The organism is Roseateles sp. P5_D6, assembly GCF_054049415.1.
In genome coordinates, this window is the sequence record NZ_JBFUMK010000031.1 from 1 (window position 1) to 15,018 (window position 15,018).

General features: G+C 68.2%; 17 protein-coding genes. 5 read left to right on the plus strand and 12 right to left on the minus strand.

Features of this window, described 5'->3' with window-relative positions:
- Nucleotides 1–273: 273 nt before the first annotated feature.
- Nucleotides 274–786: a hypothetical protein gene (locus ACXJKM_RS27720; protein ID WP_457356330.1), complete on the minus strand. Its 513-nt coding sequence runs from the start codon at nucleotides 784–786 to the stop codon at nucleotides 274–276.
- A complete protein-coding gene (locus ACXJKM_RS27725; protein ID WP_235532031.1) occupies nucleotides 773–2,041 on the minus strand; it encodes a THUMP domain-containing class I SAM-dependent RNA methyltransferase in 1,269 nt (422 codons plus the stop codon). Before ACXJKM_RS27725 ends, ACXJKM_RS27720 begins: the two co-directional genes overlap by 14 nt.
- A 62-nt stretch (nucleotides 2,042–2,103) precedes the next feature.
- Between ACXJKM_RS27725 and ACXJKM_RS27730 the strand changes: the two genes are divergently transcribed.
- The gene (locus ACXJKM_RS27730; RefSeq protein ID WP_457356331.1) at nucleotides 2,104–2,967 is read left to right on the plus strand and encodes an alpha/beta hydrolase; all 864 of its coding nucleotides are present in this window, start codon (nucleotides 2,104–2,106) and stop codon (nucleotides 2,965–2,967) included.
- Between the two features lie 33 nt (nucleotides 2,968–3,000).
- On the opposite strand, the gene ACXJKM_RS27735 is transcribed toward ACXJKM_RS27730, so the two are convergent.
- Together ACXJKM_RS27735 and ACXJKM_RS27740 are read right to left on the minus strand one after the other, a co-directional pair.
- Entirely contained in the window at nucleotides 3,001–3,933 is a 933-nt protein-coding gene (locus ACXJKM_RS27735) for an alpha/beta fold hydrolase (RefSeq protein WP_457356332.1), read from the minus strand.
- 38 nt (nucleotides 3,934–3,971) lie between these two features.
- Nucleotides 3,972–4,319, minus strand: a complete 348-nt coding sequence (locus ACXJKM_RS27740) for a hypothetical protein (RefSeq protein WP_457356333.1) — start codon at nucleotides 4,317–4,319, stop codon at nucleotides 3,972–3,974.
- A 126-nt stretch (nucleotides 4,320–4,445) separates the two neighbouring features.
- On the opposite strand from ACXJKM_RS27740, the gene ACXJKM_RS27745 reads away from it, so the two are divergent.
- On the plus strand, nucleotides 4,446–5,282 hold the full coding sequence (locus tag ACXJKM_RS27745; RefSeq protein ID WP_457356334.1) for a cupin domain-containing protein: 837 nt from the start codon (nucleotides 4,446–4,448) through the stop codon (nucleotides 5,280–5,282).
- Between the two features lie 14 nt (nucleotides 5,283–5,296).
- On the opposite strand, the gene ACXJKM_RS27750 is transcribed toward ACXJKM_RS27745, so the two are convergent.
- The 8 genes from ACXJKM_RS27750 to ACXJKM_RS27785 all read right to left on the minus strand — a co-directional run bounded on the left by ACXJKM_RS27750 (nucleotide 5,297) and on the right by ACXJKM_RS27785 (nucleotide 12,838).
- Entirely contained in the window at nucleotides 5,297–6,802 is a 1,506-nt protein-coding gene (locus ACXJKM_RS27750) for an RNA polymerase factor sigma-54 (protein ID WP_457356335.1), read from the minus strand.
- A gap of 307 nt (nucleotides 6,803–7,109) precedes the next feature.
- On the minus strand, nucleotides 7,110–7,895 hold the full coding sequence (gene lptB / locus ACXJKM_RS27755) for an LPS export ABC transporter ATP-binding protein (RefSeq protein ID WP_457356336.1): 786 nt from the start codon (nucleotides 7,893–7,895) through the stop codon (nucleotides 7,110–7,112).
- On the minus strand, nucleotides 7,892–8,506 hold the full coding sequence (gene lptA / locus ACXJKM_RS27760; RefSeq protein ID WP_457356337.1) for a lipopolysaccharide transport periplasmic protein LptA: 615 nt from the start codon (nucleotides 8,504–8,506) through the stop codon (nucleotides 7,892–7,894). The genes lptB and lptA overlap by 4 nt, the downstream gene beginning before the upstream one ends.
- Nucleotides 8,507–8,577: 71 nt before the next feature.
- Nucleotides 8,578–9,237 carry a thiol:disulfide interchange protein DsbA/DsbL gene (locus ACXJKM_RS27765; RefSeq protein ID WP_457356338.1) on the minus strand — a complete coding sequence of 220 codons (660 nt, stop codon included), beginning with the start codon at nucleotides 9,235–9,237 and terminating at the stop codon, nucleotides 8,578–8,580.
- Nucleotides 9,238–9,310: 73 nt separating this feature from the next.
- Nucleotides 9,311–9,973, minus strand: coding sequence for a thiol:disulfide interchange protein DsbA/DsbL (locus ACXJKM_RS27770; RefSeq protein ID WP_457356339.1), 663 nt, complete (start codon nucleotides 9,971–9,973; stop codon nucleotides 9,311–9,313).
- A gap of 31 nt (nucleotides 9,974–10,004) precedes the next feature.
- Nucleotides 10,005–10,670, minus strand: coding sequence for an SPOR domain-containing protein (locus tag ACXJKM_RS27775; protein ID WP_457356340.1), 666 nt, complete (start codon nucleotides 10,668–10,670; stop codon nucleotides 10,005–10,007).
- A complete protein-coding gene (argS, locus tag ACXJKM_RS27780; RefSeq protein WP_457356341.1) occupies nucleotides 10,667–12,385 on the minus strand; it encodes an arginine--tRNA ligase in 1,719 nt (572 codons plus the stop codon). The genes ACXJKM_RS27775 and argS overlap by 4 nt, the downstream gene beginning before the upstream one ends.
- 54 nt (nucleotides 12,386–12,439) lie before the next feature.
- Nucleotides 12,440–12,838 carry a VOC family protein gene (locus ACXJKM_RS27785; protein WP_457356342.1) on the minus strand — a complete coding sequence of 133 codons (399 nt, stop codon included), beginning with the start codon at nucleotides 12,836–12,838 and terminating at the stop codon, nucleotides 12,440–12,442.
- Between the two features lie 40 nt (nucleotides 12,839–12,878).
- On the opposite strand from ACXJKM_RS27785, the gene ACXJKM_RS27790 reads away from it, so the two are divergent.
- The 3 genes from ACXJKM_RS27790 to ACXJKM_RS27800 all read left to right on the plus strand — a co-directional run bounded on the left by ACXJKM_RS27790 (nucleotide 12,879) and on the right by ACXJKM_RS27800 (nucleotide 15,017).
- The gene (locus tag ACXJKM_RS27790; protein ID WP_457356343.1) at nucleotides 12,879–14,216 is read left to right on the plus strand and encodes a serine/threonine-protein kinase; all 1,338 of its coding nucleotides are present in this window, start codon (nucleotides 12,879–12,881) and stop codon (nucleotides 14,214–14,216) included.
- Between the two features lie 83 nt (nucleotides 14,217–14,299).
- Entirely contained in the window at nucleotides 14,300–14,602 is a 303-nt protein-coding gene (locus ACXJKM_RS27795; protein ID WP_056200449.1) for a PsiF family protein, read from the plus strand.
- Nucleotides 14,603–14,762: 160 nt separating this feature from the next.
- Complete coding sequence (locus tag ACXJKM_RS27800; RefSeq protein WP_056201292.1) at nucleotides 14,763–15,017, plus strand: YMGG-like glycine zipper-containing protein; 255 nt, start codon at nucleotides 14,763–14,765, stop codon at nucleotides 15,015–15,017.
- Nucleotide 15,018 lies beyond the last annotated feature (1 nt).

Consider the following 15,018-nt stretch of genomic DNA (forward strand, 5'->3'; position numbering starts at 1 on the left):
GCGATGACTGGGTATTCCGGGCCGAGCGCTGGGCCTGCCATGGCGATGACTGGGTATTCCGGGCCGAGCGCTGGGCCTGCCATGGGCCAGAGGCCCATGGCCTTCCGTAGGCACAAGCAGTCCGCAGGGACTGCTTGTGTCCGACTCCAGTTCACCGAGCCGGCCCGACTGGCGATGTGCTTGCGGCTCAATGCCGCGAGCATCGCCGTCCCCTCGGGGGACCGACCAGGTTTGCGCGCGCTCAGCGCCGCAAGACTGGGCGAGGGGGCAATGTCAACGGCGGTCGTGCTGAAGGTATTCGGCCGCCATCTGCTGGCCGACGAGATCGGGCTTGAGGCGCACCAGCGCTGCCAAGGCGAGGTCGCGCTGGGTCACGAACAGCGGCGCGCCAATGCGCAGGCCGTTGATGACGCCGCCGTCGCCCAGCGTAGGCAGCAGCGGGTAGACGCGCAAGCGCAGCACCAGCGTGTCGTTCTGATCCACAAAGAGGGCGGTTTCGATCAGCGTGTTGCAGTGAAGGTTGTCGGCCTGTTCGAGCAGCGCGACACCGGCGGCCGCGGGATCGGCCTGCACGGCGGACGCCGTCATCGGGATGACGCGCCGGCCCTCGACGTCCAGGGTATTGGTGACGGCGGCGTTGAAGCGCTGGTTCAGATCATCCCAGTCCGGCCCGTCCTTCAACGGCGGGTTGCGCCCCTGGCCGAACACCAGGGTGCAGGGCTCGGCCTGGGCGGCGGCCGCAGCCAGCCCCAGCGCCACGGCAGCGATCAGCTCACGCGGGCGCATCGCCTTCGGTGACCTTGCGCGCCGAGCCCTTGACCAGGTCGAAGCGGAACAGCCGGCATTCGATGGGCCCGTTCCACATCGGCACGCGGCGTGACTCCTTGAGCCGCATCTTGCTCGGCAGCTTCATGTCGGGGCTGAGCATCCAGGCCGTCCAGCCGGCGGGGTTCTCGGTGTACTGGCGCTTCCAGTGCGCAGCCAGGCGCGGGAAGAAATCGTCGCCGGCATCGCGCTCCTCGCTGCCGCCGGCGTCACGCGTCATCGCCGCCTTGCCGCGCACCTCGATGCGCTCGCCGTAGGGCGGGTTCATCATGATGCTGCCGGCCATGCCTTCGGGCAGCTGGGGCGCGGGCCGCTCCAGCGCGTCGCCGCCATTGAACTGGATGTACTGGGCCACGCCGGCGCGCTCGGCATTGCGGCGCGCGAAGTCGACCATGCGGAAGGCCACGTCGCTGGCGTAGATGGGCACGGCGGGGGCATGGACACGGGCACGGGCGGCCTGGGCCATCTCGCCCCAGGCGGCCTTCAGCGCGGGCGTGGAGAACGGGATCTGGCGTTCGAAAGCAAAGCGGCGCAGCAGGCCGGGGGCTGAATCACAGGCGATCAGCGCGGCCTCGATGGGGATGGTGCCGGAGCCGCAGCAGGGGTCGTGCAGGGCGCTCTCACCGCGCCAGCCGGCAGCGGCCAGCATCGCGGCGGCGAGGGTCTCCTTCAGCGGTGCATCGCCCTTGTCGACACGCCAGCCGCGCTTGAACAGCGGCTCGCCCGAGGTGTCGACATAGATCGCCGCGCGTTCGGGGCCGACGTGCAGCAGCACCGGCAGGTCGGGCGAGTGCGTGTCCACGCTGGGTCGCTCGCCGGTGTGCTCGCGCAGCTGGTCGCAGATCGCGTCCTTGATGCGCAGCGTCGTGAAATTCAGGCTCTTCAGCGGCGAGCGCTGCGCGATGGTGTCGACGCGGATCGTTTCGCGCGGCGTGATCCAGTCGCGCCAGTCGACGCGGCGCGCCAGCGCATAGAGATCTTCCTCGTGGCGGTAGGGGCCCTCGATCAGCTCGATCAGCACGCGCTGGGCGAGCCGGCTCTCCAGGTTGATGCGCATCGCGTCTTCGAGGCTGCCGACCAGGCCGCAGCCGCCGCGCAGCGGCTCCACCTTGCTGCGCACGCCGGGTGGCAGGAAGCGTTTCAGCTCTTCTTCGAGCAAGGGTTCGACGCCGCCGGCGCAGGACACGAACAGGGAAAGTTTGTTGGGCAGGCTCACGGGCTGCATTGTCGCCGCCCTCTAAACTGACAACGTTGCCATCATCCGTGTGCACCCCTGCCATGAAGCGAATCGTCCTGCGCCTCGCCTTCCTGTTCACCGCGTTTCAGGCATGCGCCCAGGCGCCTGCCTATCCGCCGCACACCGTCGGCAACACGCAACTGCGCGCCCTGCCCAAGAACGCGGATGGCCGCACCTACCAGCTGCACATCCACCTGCCTGGGTCGTTTACGAAGGACCCGAAGCGCCGTTATCCGGTGCTCTACGTGACCGACGGCTACTGGGACTTCGCCACCGTCGTCGCCTCGTACAACAACCTGAACTACGACAAGGTCGTGCCGGAGTTCATCACGGTGGGCCTGGGCTATGCCGGCGACAACCTCGACTACGGCGAGCTGCGCGGCTGGGAGCTGTCGCCCGTGCGCATGAACCCGCTGTCTTCCAGCACCGGCAATGCCGACAAGTTCATCGCGGCACTGGAAAAGGACATCTTCCCGCTGATGGAGCGCGACTACCGCGCCGACCCGGCCCAGCGCTACCTGGCGGGCAGCTCGCTCGGCGGCCTGTTCACGCTGCACGCGATGTATGCCAAGCCCGATCTCTTCAAGGGCTATATCGCCGCCAGCCCGGCCGTCGTCATGGGCAACGACTGGATCATCGGCCAGGCCAAGGCCTATGCCGCGACGGGCAAGGCCATCAAGGCGCGGCTCTACGTGACCGGTGCAGAGTACGAGTGGCCCGGCTTCCTGGCCGGCATCAAGCGCTACCAGGCGCTGCTGCCGGAGCTGAAGCACCCGGGCCTGGTGTTCCAGAACCGCACCATCGACGGCGAGCGTCATGCCGGCACCAAGGCCGAGAGCTACACGCGCGGCATGCGCTTTGTGTTCGAGCCGCTGGCGCCGGAGACCGGGCCGTCCAAAGACTAGGACGAGCCGGGCACTGCCCGGCTCCCCTGAGGCTTACTGGCGCACGAAGTCCAGCAGGTCCTGGTTGAGGCGGTCCTTGTGCGTGTCGGTGATGCCGTGCGGGCCGTCGGCGTACTCGATGAGGCGGGCGCCCTTGACCAGCTTGGCCGTGGCGCGGCCGGTGGTCTCGATGGGCACGATCTGGTCGTCGGCACCGTGGATGACAAGCGTCGGGATGTCGAACTTCTTCAGGTCGGCGCGGAAGTCGGAATGGAAGAAGGCCTCGATGCTGTCGTAGGTGGCCTTGGCTCCGGCCTGCATGCCCTGCACGTAGAAGCTGTCGACCAGGCCGGCCGAAGGCTTGGCACCGGGGCGGTTGAAGCCGAAGAAGGGGCCGCCGGCGATGTCCTTGTAGAGCTGGGCGCGGTTGTCGAGCGAGGCCTTGCGCAGGCTGTCGAACACAGCGGTGGGCACGCCTTCGGGGTGGCTGGGCGACTGGCCCATGATGGGCGTGACGGCGCTCACCAGCACGGCCTTGGCGACGCGTGCAGTGCCATGGCGGCCGATGTAGCGGGCCACTTCGCCGCCGCCGGTGGAGAAGCCCACCAGCGTGGCGCGCTTGACGTCCAGCGCGCGCAGCACGGCGTCGAGGTCGTCGGCGTACTGGTCCATGTTGTTGCCCGCCCAGGGCTGGCCCGAGCGACCGTGGCCGCGCCGGTCATGGGCGATGACGCGGTAGCCCTTCTCGGCCAGGAACTGCATCTGCGACTCCCAGCTGTCCGCGTTCAGCGGCCAGCCATGGCTGAAGACGACGACCGGGCCGGTCTTCGGGCCCCAGTCCTTGACGTAGAGGGGCGTGCCGTCGTTGGCGGCCACGTAGGGGCTGGCGATGGCCGCCTTGGTCGGGGCGGCCAGGGCCTGGGTCTGGACGGCGAATCCACCGATGGCGATGGTGGCGGCGAGAGCGAGGCGGGTGAAGGCGTTCATGGGGGGCTTTCGAAAGTGATGGGGTTGGGGCGTGGCGATCAGGCGGGGCGGTGGGCTTCGCCGCGGCGCGCGGCGTACTCGGCCACCAGGGCGGCATAGCGGTCGCTCTGGCGCAGGGCGGCGTAGCGTTGGCGTGCGGCCAGCAGGGCGGGCGTGTCCTGGCCGGTCTCAGCCGCGGCGCGCTCGGCAGCGGCGAGGCCCGACTCCTGGTAGACCTTCAGGTCGGCCAGCACCTCGGCCCGCGAGACGGTGGACGCCACGCTGACGCTGGTGCCCGACTCGGGGTCCGTCACATGGGACTGGGCGTTGGCCGAAGCGCCGACGAGGGCGACGCTGGCGAACAGCAGCTGGAAAACGGCGCGGTTGAAGCTGGGTTGGCGGGTCATGGCGGGCTCCTGGAAGTCGGTGTCTTGGGGTGGGGTTTGTTTGTCTTGCGACAGAACGAACTTTGCCGATGAAGTTCGTACTTGAAATACCATTTGGTACGTCTTAGTTTGCAATTCGTACTGACCATGGCCGATCGACTTGCCGCCCTCTTCACGCACTTCGCCGTGCGGGCCGAGACCTTCCAGACCGGCCCGCTGTGCGGCGTCAACAGCCTGGAGCCCCAGGCCGGGCGCGGCCAGCTGCACCTGATCCGCGAAGGCGGCGTGGAGGTGCACAACGACGGCACGCCCGAGCCGCTGCGTATCGGCGAGCCCAGCCTGCTGCTCTACCCGCGCCCGCTGGCGCATCGCTTCGTGACGGACCCGAGTTGCGGCGCCCAGTTCGTCTGTGCCCACATGGCCTTCGAAGGCGGCGCCAGCCACCCCATCGCCGCGGCGCTGCCGCCCTGGGTCTGCCTGCCGCTGGCGGCGGTGCCGAGCTGCGCGCCGGTGCTGGGCCAGCTGTTCGCCGAGGCCGAAGCCACTCACTGCGGCCGCCAGCTGATGCTGAACCGGCTGTTCGAGGTGCTGATGATCTGGGTGCTGCGCGAGCTGATGTCGCAGGGCCAGGTGGAGTCAGGCATGCTGGCCGGCCTGTCACACCCACGGCTGCGCGGGGCGCTGGTGGCCCTGCATGACTCACCCCAGCTTGAGTGGTCGCTGGAAGAGCTGGCCACGCGGGCCGGCATGTCGCGAACGGTATTCGCCAACACCTTCCGCGACGTCGTCGGCTGCACGCCGGGCGTCTACCTGCAGCGCTGGCGCATCGGCCTGGCGCAGAAGGGGCTGCGCGAAGGGCGGGCTCTCAAGCACATCGCGGCGGACGTGGGCTACGGCGGCGAGGCGGCGCTGTCACGCGCCTTCCGCGCGCACACGGGGCAGTCGCCGAGGGAGTGGCGAAAGGGGGCGTTGCCGCAGGGCTGAAGGCGAAGCGGCGCCTAAAGCGCCTTGCGCAAATTCGCCGGCGCGATCTTCATCGCTTCGCGGTACTTGGCCACCGTGCGCCGCGCGCACTGGATGCCCTGCTCTTCCAGCATCGCTGCCAGCGCGCTGTCGGACAGCGGCTTCTTGATGTCCTCGGCCGCGACGAACTGCTTGATCAGCGCGCGCACCGCGGTGCTGGACGCCTCGCCGCCAGCCTCGGTGCTGAGCCCTGAGCCGAAGAAATACTTCAGCTCGAAAGTGCCCCAGCTGGTGGCCATGTACTTGGCCGTCGTCACGCGCGAGATGGTGGACTCGTGCAGGCCGAGCTCGTCGGCAATCTCGCGCAGCACCAGCGGCTTCATGGCCAGCGCACCATGCGTGAAGAAGCCGCGCTGGCGCTCGACGATGGCCTGGCTGACGCGCAGGATGGTGTCGAAGCGCTGCTGGATGTTCTTGATGAACCAGCGCGCCTCCTGCAATTGGCCGCCGAGCGGCGAGTTGCTGATGCCGCCGCGCGTGGCGCGCAATGCGTTGGCATAGAGGTCGTTGATGCGCAGCTTGGGCGCGACCTCGGGGTTGAGCATGACGCGGAATTCGCGGCCGCTCTTGCGCACGATGACGTCCGGCACGATGGCCGCCGCGGCGCCCTGGGTGAAGCGACGGCCGGGCTTGGGCTCGAGCTGGGTGATCAGCCCCTGGGCTTCGCGCAGCATGGTTTCGTCGGCACCAGTCTCGGCCATCAGGCGGCGCATGTCGCGCCGGGCCAGCAATTCCAGATGACCCTTGCAGATCAGGATGGCGATGACCTGGGCAGGGCACTTCGGGCAGGCGCGCAGCTGCAGCACCAGGCATTCGGACAGGTCGCGCGCGGCAATGCCCGCGGGCTCCAGGCTCTGCAGCAGGCGCAGCGCGATGCGCAGGCGGTCCAGCAGGTCCTCGCGGGCCTCTTCGTCTTCGATGAGGGCCGCGGCGATCTCCTCGAGCGGGTCTTCGAGGTAGCCGTCCTCGTTCAGCGATTCGATCAGCACCTGCAGGGCAGCGCGGTCTTCCGGCGACAGGTGGTGGCCGGCGAGCTGCTCGGCCAGGTGCTCGGCCAGCGTCAGTTCGGCGTACTCCTGGCTCTCGCGTTCGCCGTCGTCGTCGCCGCTGCCACTGCCACTGCTGGAGGGCAGCTCGCGGATGCCGTCGAAGTCGTCCTTCTCGGTGCCGTTCTCCCAGTCCTCGCGCTCGGTGCCGCCGAAGTCCTCGCCGCTCAGCTCGGGCGCCTCGGCGGTCTCTGCTTCGGCGCCGGTGTCACTGCTGGTTTCCGCAGCCGACGTTTCGGCCGGCGCATTGCTGGCCAGCTCGGGCGTGCTGACGGTGAATTCCTCTTCGGTCTCCAGCAGCGGGTTGCTGGCCAGCATCTGCTCGACTTCCTGGTGCAGCTCCAGCGTGGACAGTTGCAGCAGCCGGATGGATTGCTGCAGCTGGGGCGTCAGCGCGAGATGCTGACTGAGCCTGACCTGGAGCGTCTGCTTCATGGCGCGACGTCTTTCGGGCCGAGCGCTGGGCTGCCATGGGCCAGAGGCCCATGGCCTGTCGTAGGCACAAGCAGTCCGCAGGGACTGCTTGTGTCCGACTCCAGTTCACCAAGCCGGCCCGCCATGGCGATGTGCTTGCGGCTCGATGCCGCAAGCATCGCCGCCCCCTCGGGGGCTGAGGCCGGACACATTGCGCCCAGTGGGCGCGATGTGCCTGCCGAAGGGATGCGGCGCAAGCCGCAGCGCGGTCTGCAAGACCGGCTAGGCTGGCCCGCGTTCAGCGCGGCAAGACTGGACGAGGGGCTCATCACATCCTGAAGTTTTCGCCGAGATAGACCTTGCGCACGTCGGCGTTGGCCACGATCTCGTCGGGCGTGCCTTCGGCGAGCACGGCGCCCTCGCTGATGATGTAGGCGCGGTCGCAGATGCCCAGCGTCTCGCGGACGTTGTGGTCCGTGATCAGCACGCCGATTCCGCGCGCCTTCAGGAAGCCGATGATGCGCTGGATCTCCAGCACCGCGATGGGGTCGACGCCGGCGAAGGGCTCGTCCAGCAGGATGAAGCGCGGCTGCGTCGCCAGCGCCCGGGCGATCTCGACGCGACGGCGCTCACCGCCCGACAGCGCCGGCGCCGGGCTGTCGCGCAGGCCTTCGATGGAGAGGTCGTGCAGCAGGCTGTTCAGCAGCTCGTCGATGCGTGCCTTGGACAGGGCCTTGCCGCGTTCGTCCTGCTGCAGCTCCAGCACCGCACGGATGTTCTGCTCGACGGTCAGCTTGCGGAAGATCGACGCTTCCTGCGGCAAGTAGCTCAGGCCCAGACGGGCGCGGGCATGGATGGGCAGGCGCTGCACCTCGGCGCCGTCGATGCGGATGACGCCGGCGTCCGAACGCACCAGCCCGACGATCATGTAGAAGCTGGTCGTCTTGCCGGCGCCATTGGGGCCGAGCAGGCCGACGACCTCGCCGCAGTCCACGCGCACATGGACATTCTTGACGACCTTGCGCACGCCATAGGTCTTGGCCAGCGCCTCGGCCTCAAGGCGGCTTCCGCATGCCGCCGCGGGGCGGCTGGTGACGGGCTCGGCCGTGGTCATGGAGATTTCGGCGGTGTGATCGTCGTGGATGGCTGCAGCGGCAGCCCTGCCGGGGGCGCCGAGGCCGGGGTGTCGGGCTGGGCGCGCGGCATCAGCACCATGCGCACGCGGCCATTCGGGTTGGGCGAGGCGCTGCCGCCTTCCAGCGCGAAGACCTCGGTGCGGCTGTCGTAGATGATGACGGCGCCCGTGACCTCCTGGGCCACCGTCGCACCGTTCATGCGGCGCACATTGGCATTGCCGATGAAGCGCACGGTCTCGGACTTGGTGTCGTATTCGAGCTGATCGGCATGGCCTTCGATGGCTTCGCCGGGCGTGTCGCGCGCCTGGCGGAAGCTGACCGGCTGGCCGGTTGCACCGTTGGCATAGGCCTGGTGGTAGCCATCCCGGGTCTCGCGCACGTCCACCTTCTCGGCGCGCAGCATCAGCGTGCCTTTGGTGATGATGACGTTGCCGAACAGCTCGGTGCGCTGGTTGACGCTGTCGATCCGGCCTTCCTTGTCGGCCGTGAAAACCATGGGCTTGAGCCGATCGGCTTTCTCCGCCTGGGCGGCGGAGAAGGCGAGCGCCAGAGTGAGCGCAGAGGCGAGCGGGATCAGTTGGCGGGGCATGGCGGCACGGAAGTTGCAGGCCATTCTAGGGGCCGGTTGCCGTCCCCAGCCTTTCCCAGGCGGCAAGTCCGTCAGGAAACCTTGCCAGCGCGTGCCATCTTGACGAGGAAGTCCGCCACGGCCAGCGCCTGTTGGCCCTGGGCCACCTCGCTCTGGCCGGGCGTACCCGCCATGCCAGGGTCGGTGCGCCAGCGTCCGCCGATGACGAGCGTCGGCGTGCTGTCGGCGCCGCTCAGTTCGGCCAGCTTCATGCCTTGCTGCACCTTGGCCTGTACGCCGAAGGAGCCGAAGGCCTGCTTGAACTTGGCCGTGTCCACGCCCAACCGGCCGACCAGGGCGACGACGGCAGCCTCGTCATTGGCTTCGACGCCGCCACGGTGGAAGGCGCTGAAGATGCCGCCGTGCACTGCCGGCGTCAGCGCGCCCATCGCCTCGAGGGCGTAGTACATGCGCTGGTGCAGCTTGAGCACGAGCTGCGCGCCCACCGGCACGCGGCGAAAGCTCACGTCGGCCGGCAGCTGGTGCACCCAGGCCTCCAGCAGCGGGTCAAAGGTATTGCAGTGCGGGCACTTGTAGAAGAAGAACTCGATGACGTCGATCTTGCCGGGCGTGCCCGGCAGGGTCTGGCCCAGGCGTGCGTAGTGCTTGCCCTCGACCGGGCCACCCTGGGCGAACACGGCTGGCGCGAAGCCGCCTGCGATCAGGATCGCGGTGGCTTCCCGGCGCTTCATGTGGACACCCTTCGGCCTGTGGCCTGTCCGCCTGAGCGGGAGCGAGCTTGCTTGGGGCGGCCCGGCGCGGCGCTCATGCCTTGTTCCTCACGCGCTGGATCAGAAATTCGGTGATCTGCAGCGCTTTCTGGCCGAGCTCCTCCTCGGGCAGGCGCTGGCCGGCGGCGGCCTGGCTGGGCGACGTCAGGAAGCGGCCACCGACACCGATGCTGGGCACGCCGTCGATGTGATAGGCCTCGGACAGCTTCTCCGCCTGGGCGCACTTGGTGACGACGCCGAAGGAGTTGTAGGCGTCCTGGTACTTGGTCGGGTCGATGCCCAGGGGGGCCAGGAACTTGGCCTGGCTCTTGGCGTCGTCCAGGGCCAGGCCCTGCTGGTGAATGGCATTGAAGATGGCCGGGCGCGCGGCGGCTTCCTTGCCCATGGACTCCAGCGCAAAGAACATGCGCTGGTGGATCTTGACGTTGGCGCGGAAGGCCACGTGCACCTTGCGGAAGGCCACGTCGGCCGGCAACTGCTTGGCCCAGGCCTCGATGGCCGGCTCGAACACTTTGCAGTGCGGGCAGCCATACCAGAAGAACTCGATCACCTCGATCTTGCCCGGCGTCGTGGGCAGTGGCGGGTTCAGCACCAGGTACTGGCGGCCTTCAATGGGGCCGCCCTGGGCGAGGGCGTTGCCGGCAGCACCAGCGAGGGGCGCGGAGGCGAGCAGGGCGGAGAAATCGCGGCGCTTCATGGCGGCAGTCATCCTTCAGGCTGTGGTTGGGTCAGCGTTGTACACGAACGAGATTGGCCTCGAAGCCAGCCCCTTCAATCTTGCGCTGCAAGTCTTCGGCGGCCTCGCGCGTGTCCGAGGGGCCTAGGCGCACGCGGAAGACGGTGCGGCCGTTCTGCTCGCGCTCCATGACCTTGGCGGTGAAGCCCTGGATGGCCAGCTTGGCCTTCTGGGACTCGGCTTCTTCGGGGCGGGTGAAAGCGCCGGCCTGCACGAAGTAGACATAGGCGTCGGCTCCGGCGGCAGCTGTCGCGGGGGGCGCGGAGGCGGGTGCTTCGGCCTTGGCGGCTGGCTTGGCAGGCGGGGGCAGGGCTGCCGTGGCGGCGGCGCTGGCCGTCGCGGCGGCCGCACTGGCGTTCGTGCTGGGCGGCGGCGGCGGCGCAGTCGCCACCGGCGCGTTGACGACACCGCTGGCGCTGCGGGCGGCCTTGCCGGCCAGCGGCGCGTTCGGATCCCAGTTGCGGTTGCGCTCGGTTTCGGCGGCGTCCTGCTCGGCCGTGCGCTGGGGCACCTTGTTCACGAAGGGGATGGGCACCTTGGTGATGTACAGGGCCACGCCCAGCGCAACGGCCAGGCCCACCAGCAGGCCGACGATCAGCCCGAGGACGAAGCCGCCTTTCTGGTTCTTTTGGCCGGCGGGTTTCGAGACAGCAGTCATTCGTTCTCCGTGAGGGATTCGGCAGATTCAGGAATATCGCGGTTCATCTGCTCGGGCGCGCTGACGCCCAGCATGCCCAGTGCATTGGCCAGCACCTGGCGCGTCGCGGCCAGCAGCGCGACGCGGGCGCGGCTCAGCTCGGGTGCCTGGTTCAGCACCCGTTCGGCGCCGTAATAGGAGTGGTACGCACCCGCCAGATCGCGGGCATAGAAGGCTACGTCATGCGGCGCGATGCCGGCGGCGGCACCCGCGAGCATGTCGGGATAGGCGGCGAGCTTGAGCATCAGCGCCTCCTCGGTCGGCGCGGTCAGCAGGCTCATGTCGGCGACGGCGATGGTGGACACGTCGCCACCCCATTTGCGGATGACAGAGCAGATGCGCGCATGCGCGTACTGCACGTAGAACACCGGGTTCTCGTCGTTGGCCTTCAGTGCCAGGTCGATGTCGAAGACGAACTCGGTGTCGGCCTTGCGGCTGATCAGGAAAAAGCGCACCGCGTCGCGGCTGGTCCAGTCGATCAGGTCGCGCAGCGTCACATAGCTGCCGGCGCGYTTGGAGATCTTGACCTCCTCGCCGCCCTTCATCACCGTRACCATCTTGTGCAGCACGTAGTCGGGGAAGCCCTGGGGGATGCCCATGTCGACCGCCTGCAGGCCGCCGCGCACGCGGGCGATGGTGCCGTGGTGGTCGGTGCCCTGGATGTTGATGCACTGCGTGTAGCCGCGCTCGAACTTGTTGATGTGGTACGCGATGTCCGGCACGAAATAGGTGAATCCACCCTCGGACTTGCGCATCACGCGGTCCTTGTCGTCACCGTAGTCGGTCGAGCGGAACCACAGCGCGCCGCCTTCTTCATACGTCTTGCCATTGGCGACGATGCGCTCGACCGTCTTCTCCAGCTGGCCGCCGGCGTAGACGCTGGTCTCCAGGAAATAGCTGTCGAACTTCAGGCCGAAAGCCTGCAGGTCCAGGTCCTGCTCGTGGCGCAGATAGGCGACGGCGAACTGGCGGATGCTGTCCAGGTCGTTCACGTCGCCCGAGGCGGTGAACTCGCGGTCGTCGGCCTTGACCGTTTCCTTGGCGAGGAAGGCGTCGGCGATGTCCTGGATGTAGTCGCCGTTGTAGGCCGCCTCGGGCCATTCGGCGTCACCGGGCTTGAAGCCCTTCAGGCGCATCTGCGTGGAGTTGGCCAGCGTGGCGATCTGCACGCCGGCGTCGTTGTAATAGAACTCGCGGGTCACGTCGTGGCCCTGGCTCTGGAACACCGAGCACAGCGAATCACCCAGCGCCGCCTGGCGGGCATGGCCCACGTGCAGCGGGCCGGTCGGGTTGGCCGACACGAACTCGATCATGACGTGCTTGCCCGTGGGCGCGCGGTGGCCGAACTTCGCTCCGGCGGCCAGCACCTCACCGACGACAGCCTGCTTGGCTTCGGGCTTGAGGCGGATGTTGATGAAGCCCGGGCCGGCAATCTCCAGCGCCTGCACCCAGGTCTGGAAGGCGGGCTTGGCTTCGAGGGCGGCGATCAGTCGGGTGGCCAGTTCGCGCGGGTTGRSCTTGAGCGGCTTGGCCAGCTGCATGGCGGCCGTGCAGGCGAAGTCGCCATGGGCSGCCWSCTTGGGGGATTCRAAGGCCACGGCGGCGTTCGATCCGGGGGCAATTTCCTGGAGGGAGTCGGCGAGTGCGGCGAGCAGCGCCTGCTTGGCTTGGATCATGGGCGGGATTCTAGGAGGCAGCCCCTGAACGCATGAGCCGCCGGCGGCGCCGACTCAGCCGGCCGTCGACTCGTGACAGGCGACGCAGAGTTTGTTGCCGTCCGGGTCGCGGAAATAGGCGCCGTAGTAGTTCGCGTGGTACTGGGGCCTCAGCCCCGGGGCGCCCTCGCAGCGGCCGCCGTGGGCCAGGGCCAGCGCATGGGCCTGGTCCACCTGCGCGCGATCGGCAGCCAGCAGCGCCACCATCTGGCCATTGCCGGGCACGTGCTCCTCGCCGTCGGAAGGTTTGCCGAGCAGAAACAATGGCCGTGGCCCGGGGCTGCTTTGCCATCCGGCCCAAGGTTTTTCGGGTTCGCAGAAGCGCTCGGCCACGCCCAGCAGTGCCATCAACGGACGGTAGAACGCCAAGGCGCGCTCGAAGTCACGAGTACCGAGAAATACGTGGGAGAACAAGGGCCGGCACCTCCAGGAGCGGCCCGTATCATGCCTCGCGATGAGCGCCTCTGCCGACGATCTGCCCGCCCATATCGGCCGCTACCAGGTGCTCAAGCGCCTGGGCGAGGGGGCGACCAGTGATGTCTTCCTGGCCCGCGATCCCTTCCAGGACAAGGAGGTGGCCATCAAGCGCATGCGCGCCTGGGCGCCGCCGCCCAATGCACCGGCCAGCGATTTCAGCAACCGCTTCTTCAGCGCCGAGGCGGCCCTGGCCGGGCGGCTTCACCACCCCAATGTCGTCGCCATCGTCGATGCCGTGTCCGAGGAGGCCGCGCCTTATCTCGTCATGGAGTACGTGCCCGGCGTCACGCTGAAGCACTTCTGCCGCAGCGACCGCCTGCTGCCGCTGGACCAGATCGTCGAGCTGGGTTTCAAGTGCGCGATGGCCCTGAGCTATGTCTACCGCCAGGGCGTCATCCACCGCGACGTGAAGCCGGCCAATCTGCTGGCCGTGCTGGACCAAGGCGGCCAGGTCGTCGACGTCAAGGTCAGCGACTTCGGCTCGGCTCTCAACCTGCTGGCCGATTCGACGCAGATCCACCGCGTCGGCTCGCTGGCCTATATGCCGCCCGAGCAGATCGAGGGCGGCGATGTCGACTGCCGTGCCGACATCTACGCCCTGGGCGCCGTGCTCTACCACCTGATCAGCGGCCGCCCGCCCTTCGATGCGCCGCACCAGATGGCGCTGATGCACCAGATCTACCACCAGCCGCCGCTGCCGCTGATGGGCCAGCGCCAGGGCGTCACCGAGGGGCTGGATGCCGTCGTGCTGCGCGCGCTGGCCAAGAACCCGCATGAGCGCTTCGCCGACTGGGAGAGCTTTGCGCAGGCCTTGTCGGCGCTGGTGGCCAGCCAGCAGGTGCCGCTGAACCGCCTCGGCGAGGTGCGTGACTCCGAACGTTTCAACCTGTTGCGCTCGCTGGAGTTCTTTGCCGACTTTGGCGACGTGCAGCTGTGGGAGGTGGTGAGGCGCGCGCGCTGGAAGCGCTACCCCGTTGGCCATGCCCTATTCAGGCGCGGCCAGGAGGGCAACAGCTTTCACATCATTGCCCAGGGCGAGGTCCAGGTCTTCCGCGACGGCCGGCTGGTGGCCTCGCTGGGCCAGGGCACCTCGGTGGGCGAGATGGCCTATCTGGCGCCCAACCCCGACCTGCGCCGGCACAGCGCCGACATCCGTGTCAGCCAGGAGTGCACGACGATCTGCTTCACGCCCGAGTCCGTCGGCCAGCTGAGCCCCGAATGCCAGCACCGCTTCGACCGCGGTTTCATCCGCGTGCTGGTGCGCCGCCTTCACGCGGCCCACGAGGCTCTGCACCATCCGCGAAGAATTCTGTGACGCCGATGAAACACGGCTTGGCAGTGTCATGGGCGCATGCTTGAATTGACTCGCCTATCCACCTCCCGAAGAAGGAGTTCCCGATGAAACGAATTGCCATCCTGCTCGCCTGTGCCGCCGTTGCCTTTGGGGCCCAGGCCACGCCGCAGCAGGACAAGATGAAGGCCTGCAATGCCGAGGCCAAGACCGGCGGCAAGAAGGGTGACGAGCGCAAGGCCTTCATGAAGGAATGCCTGTCCGGTGGCGCCGCTGCAGCATCTGCGCCCGCAGCTGCTCCTTCCAGCGCCGCCTGCGACAAGTCTGCCGCCGACAAGAAGCTGCATGGCGCCGCAGCCAAGAGCCACATCAAGAAGTGCATGGCCGACGCCGCCTCGGCGCCCAAGTGACTGGCTGACAAGCCCTGTAGGACGAGAGCCACCTTCGGGTGGCTCTTTGCTTTGTACGCTAGGACAAGTCCCACGCCTCATCGGCCCCTGGGCTGGTTCCGGCGCCGGCGGCTGGCGACGAAAGTTGACTCACCTGATCACCTCCCTCAAGGAGCAGACCATGAACAGCTTTGCAACGTTTTCCAGCCCGAATGGCGCCTATTGGCGCGTGACGGTCCTGTCCCTCGCCGCAGCCGCGACGCTGGCCCTGACGGCCTGTGCGGGCATGTCGTCCCGTGAGACCAGCACCATCGTCGGCGCCACGGCTGGCGCTGTCGTCGGCGGCGCGGTGACCGGCACAACCACCGGTGCCGCCATCGGCGCTGCGGCCGGCGGCGTCGTCGGCAATGAAGTGTCGAAGAAGAGAAACCGCTGAG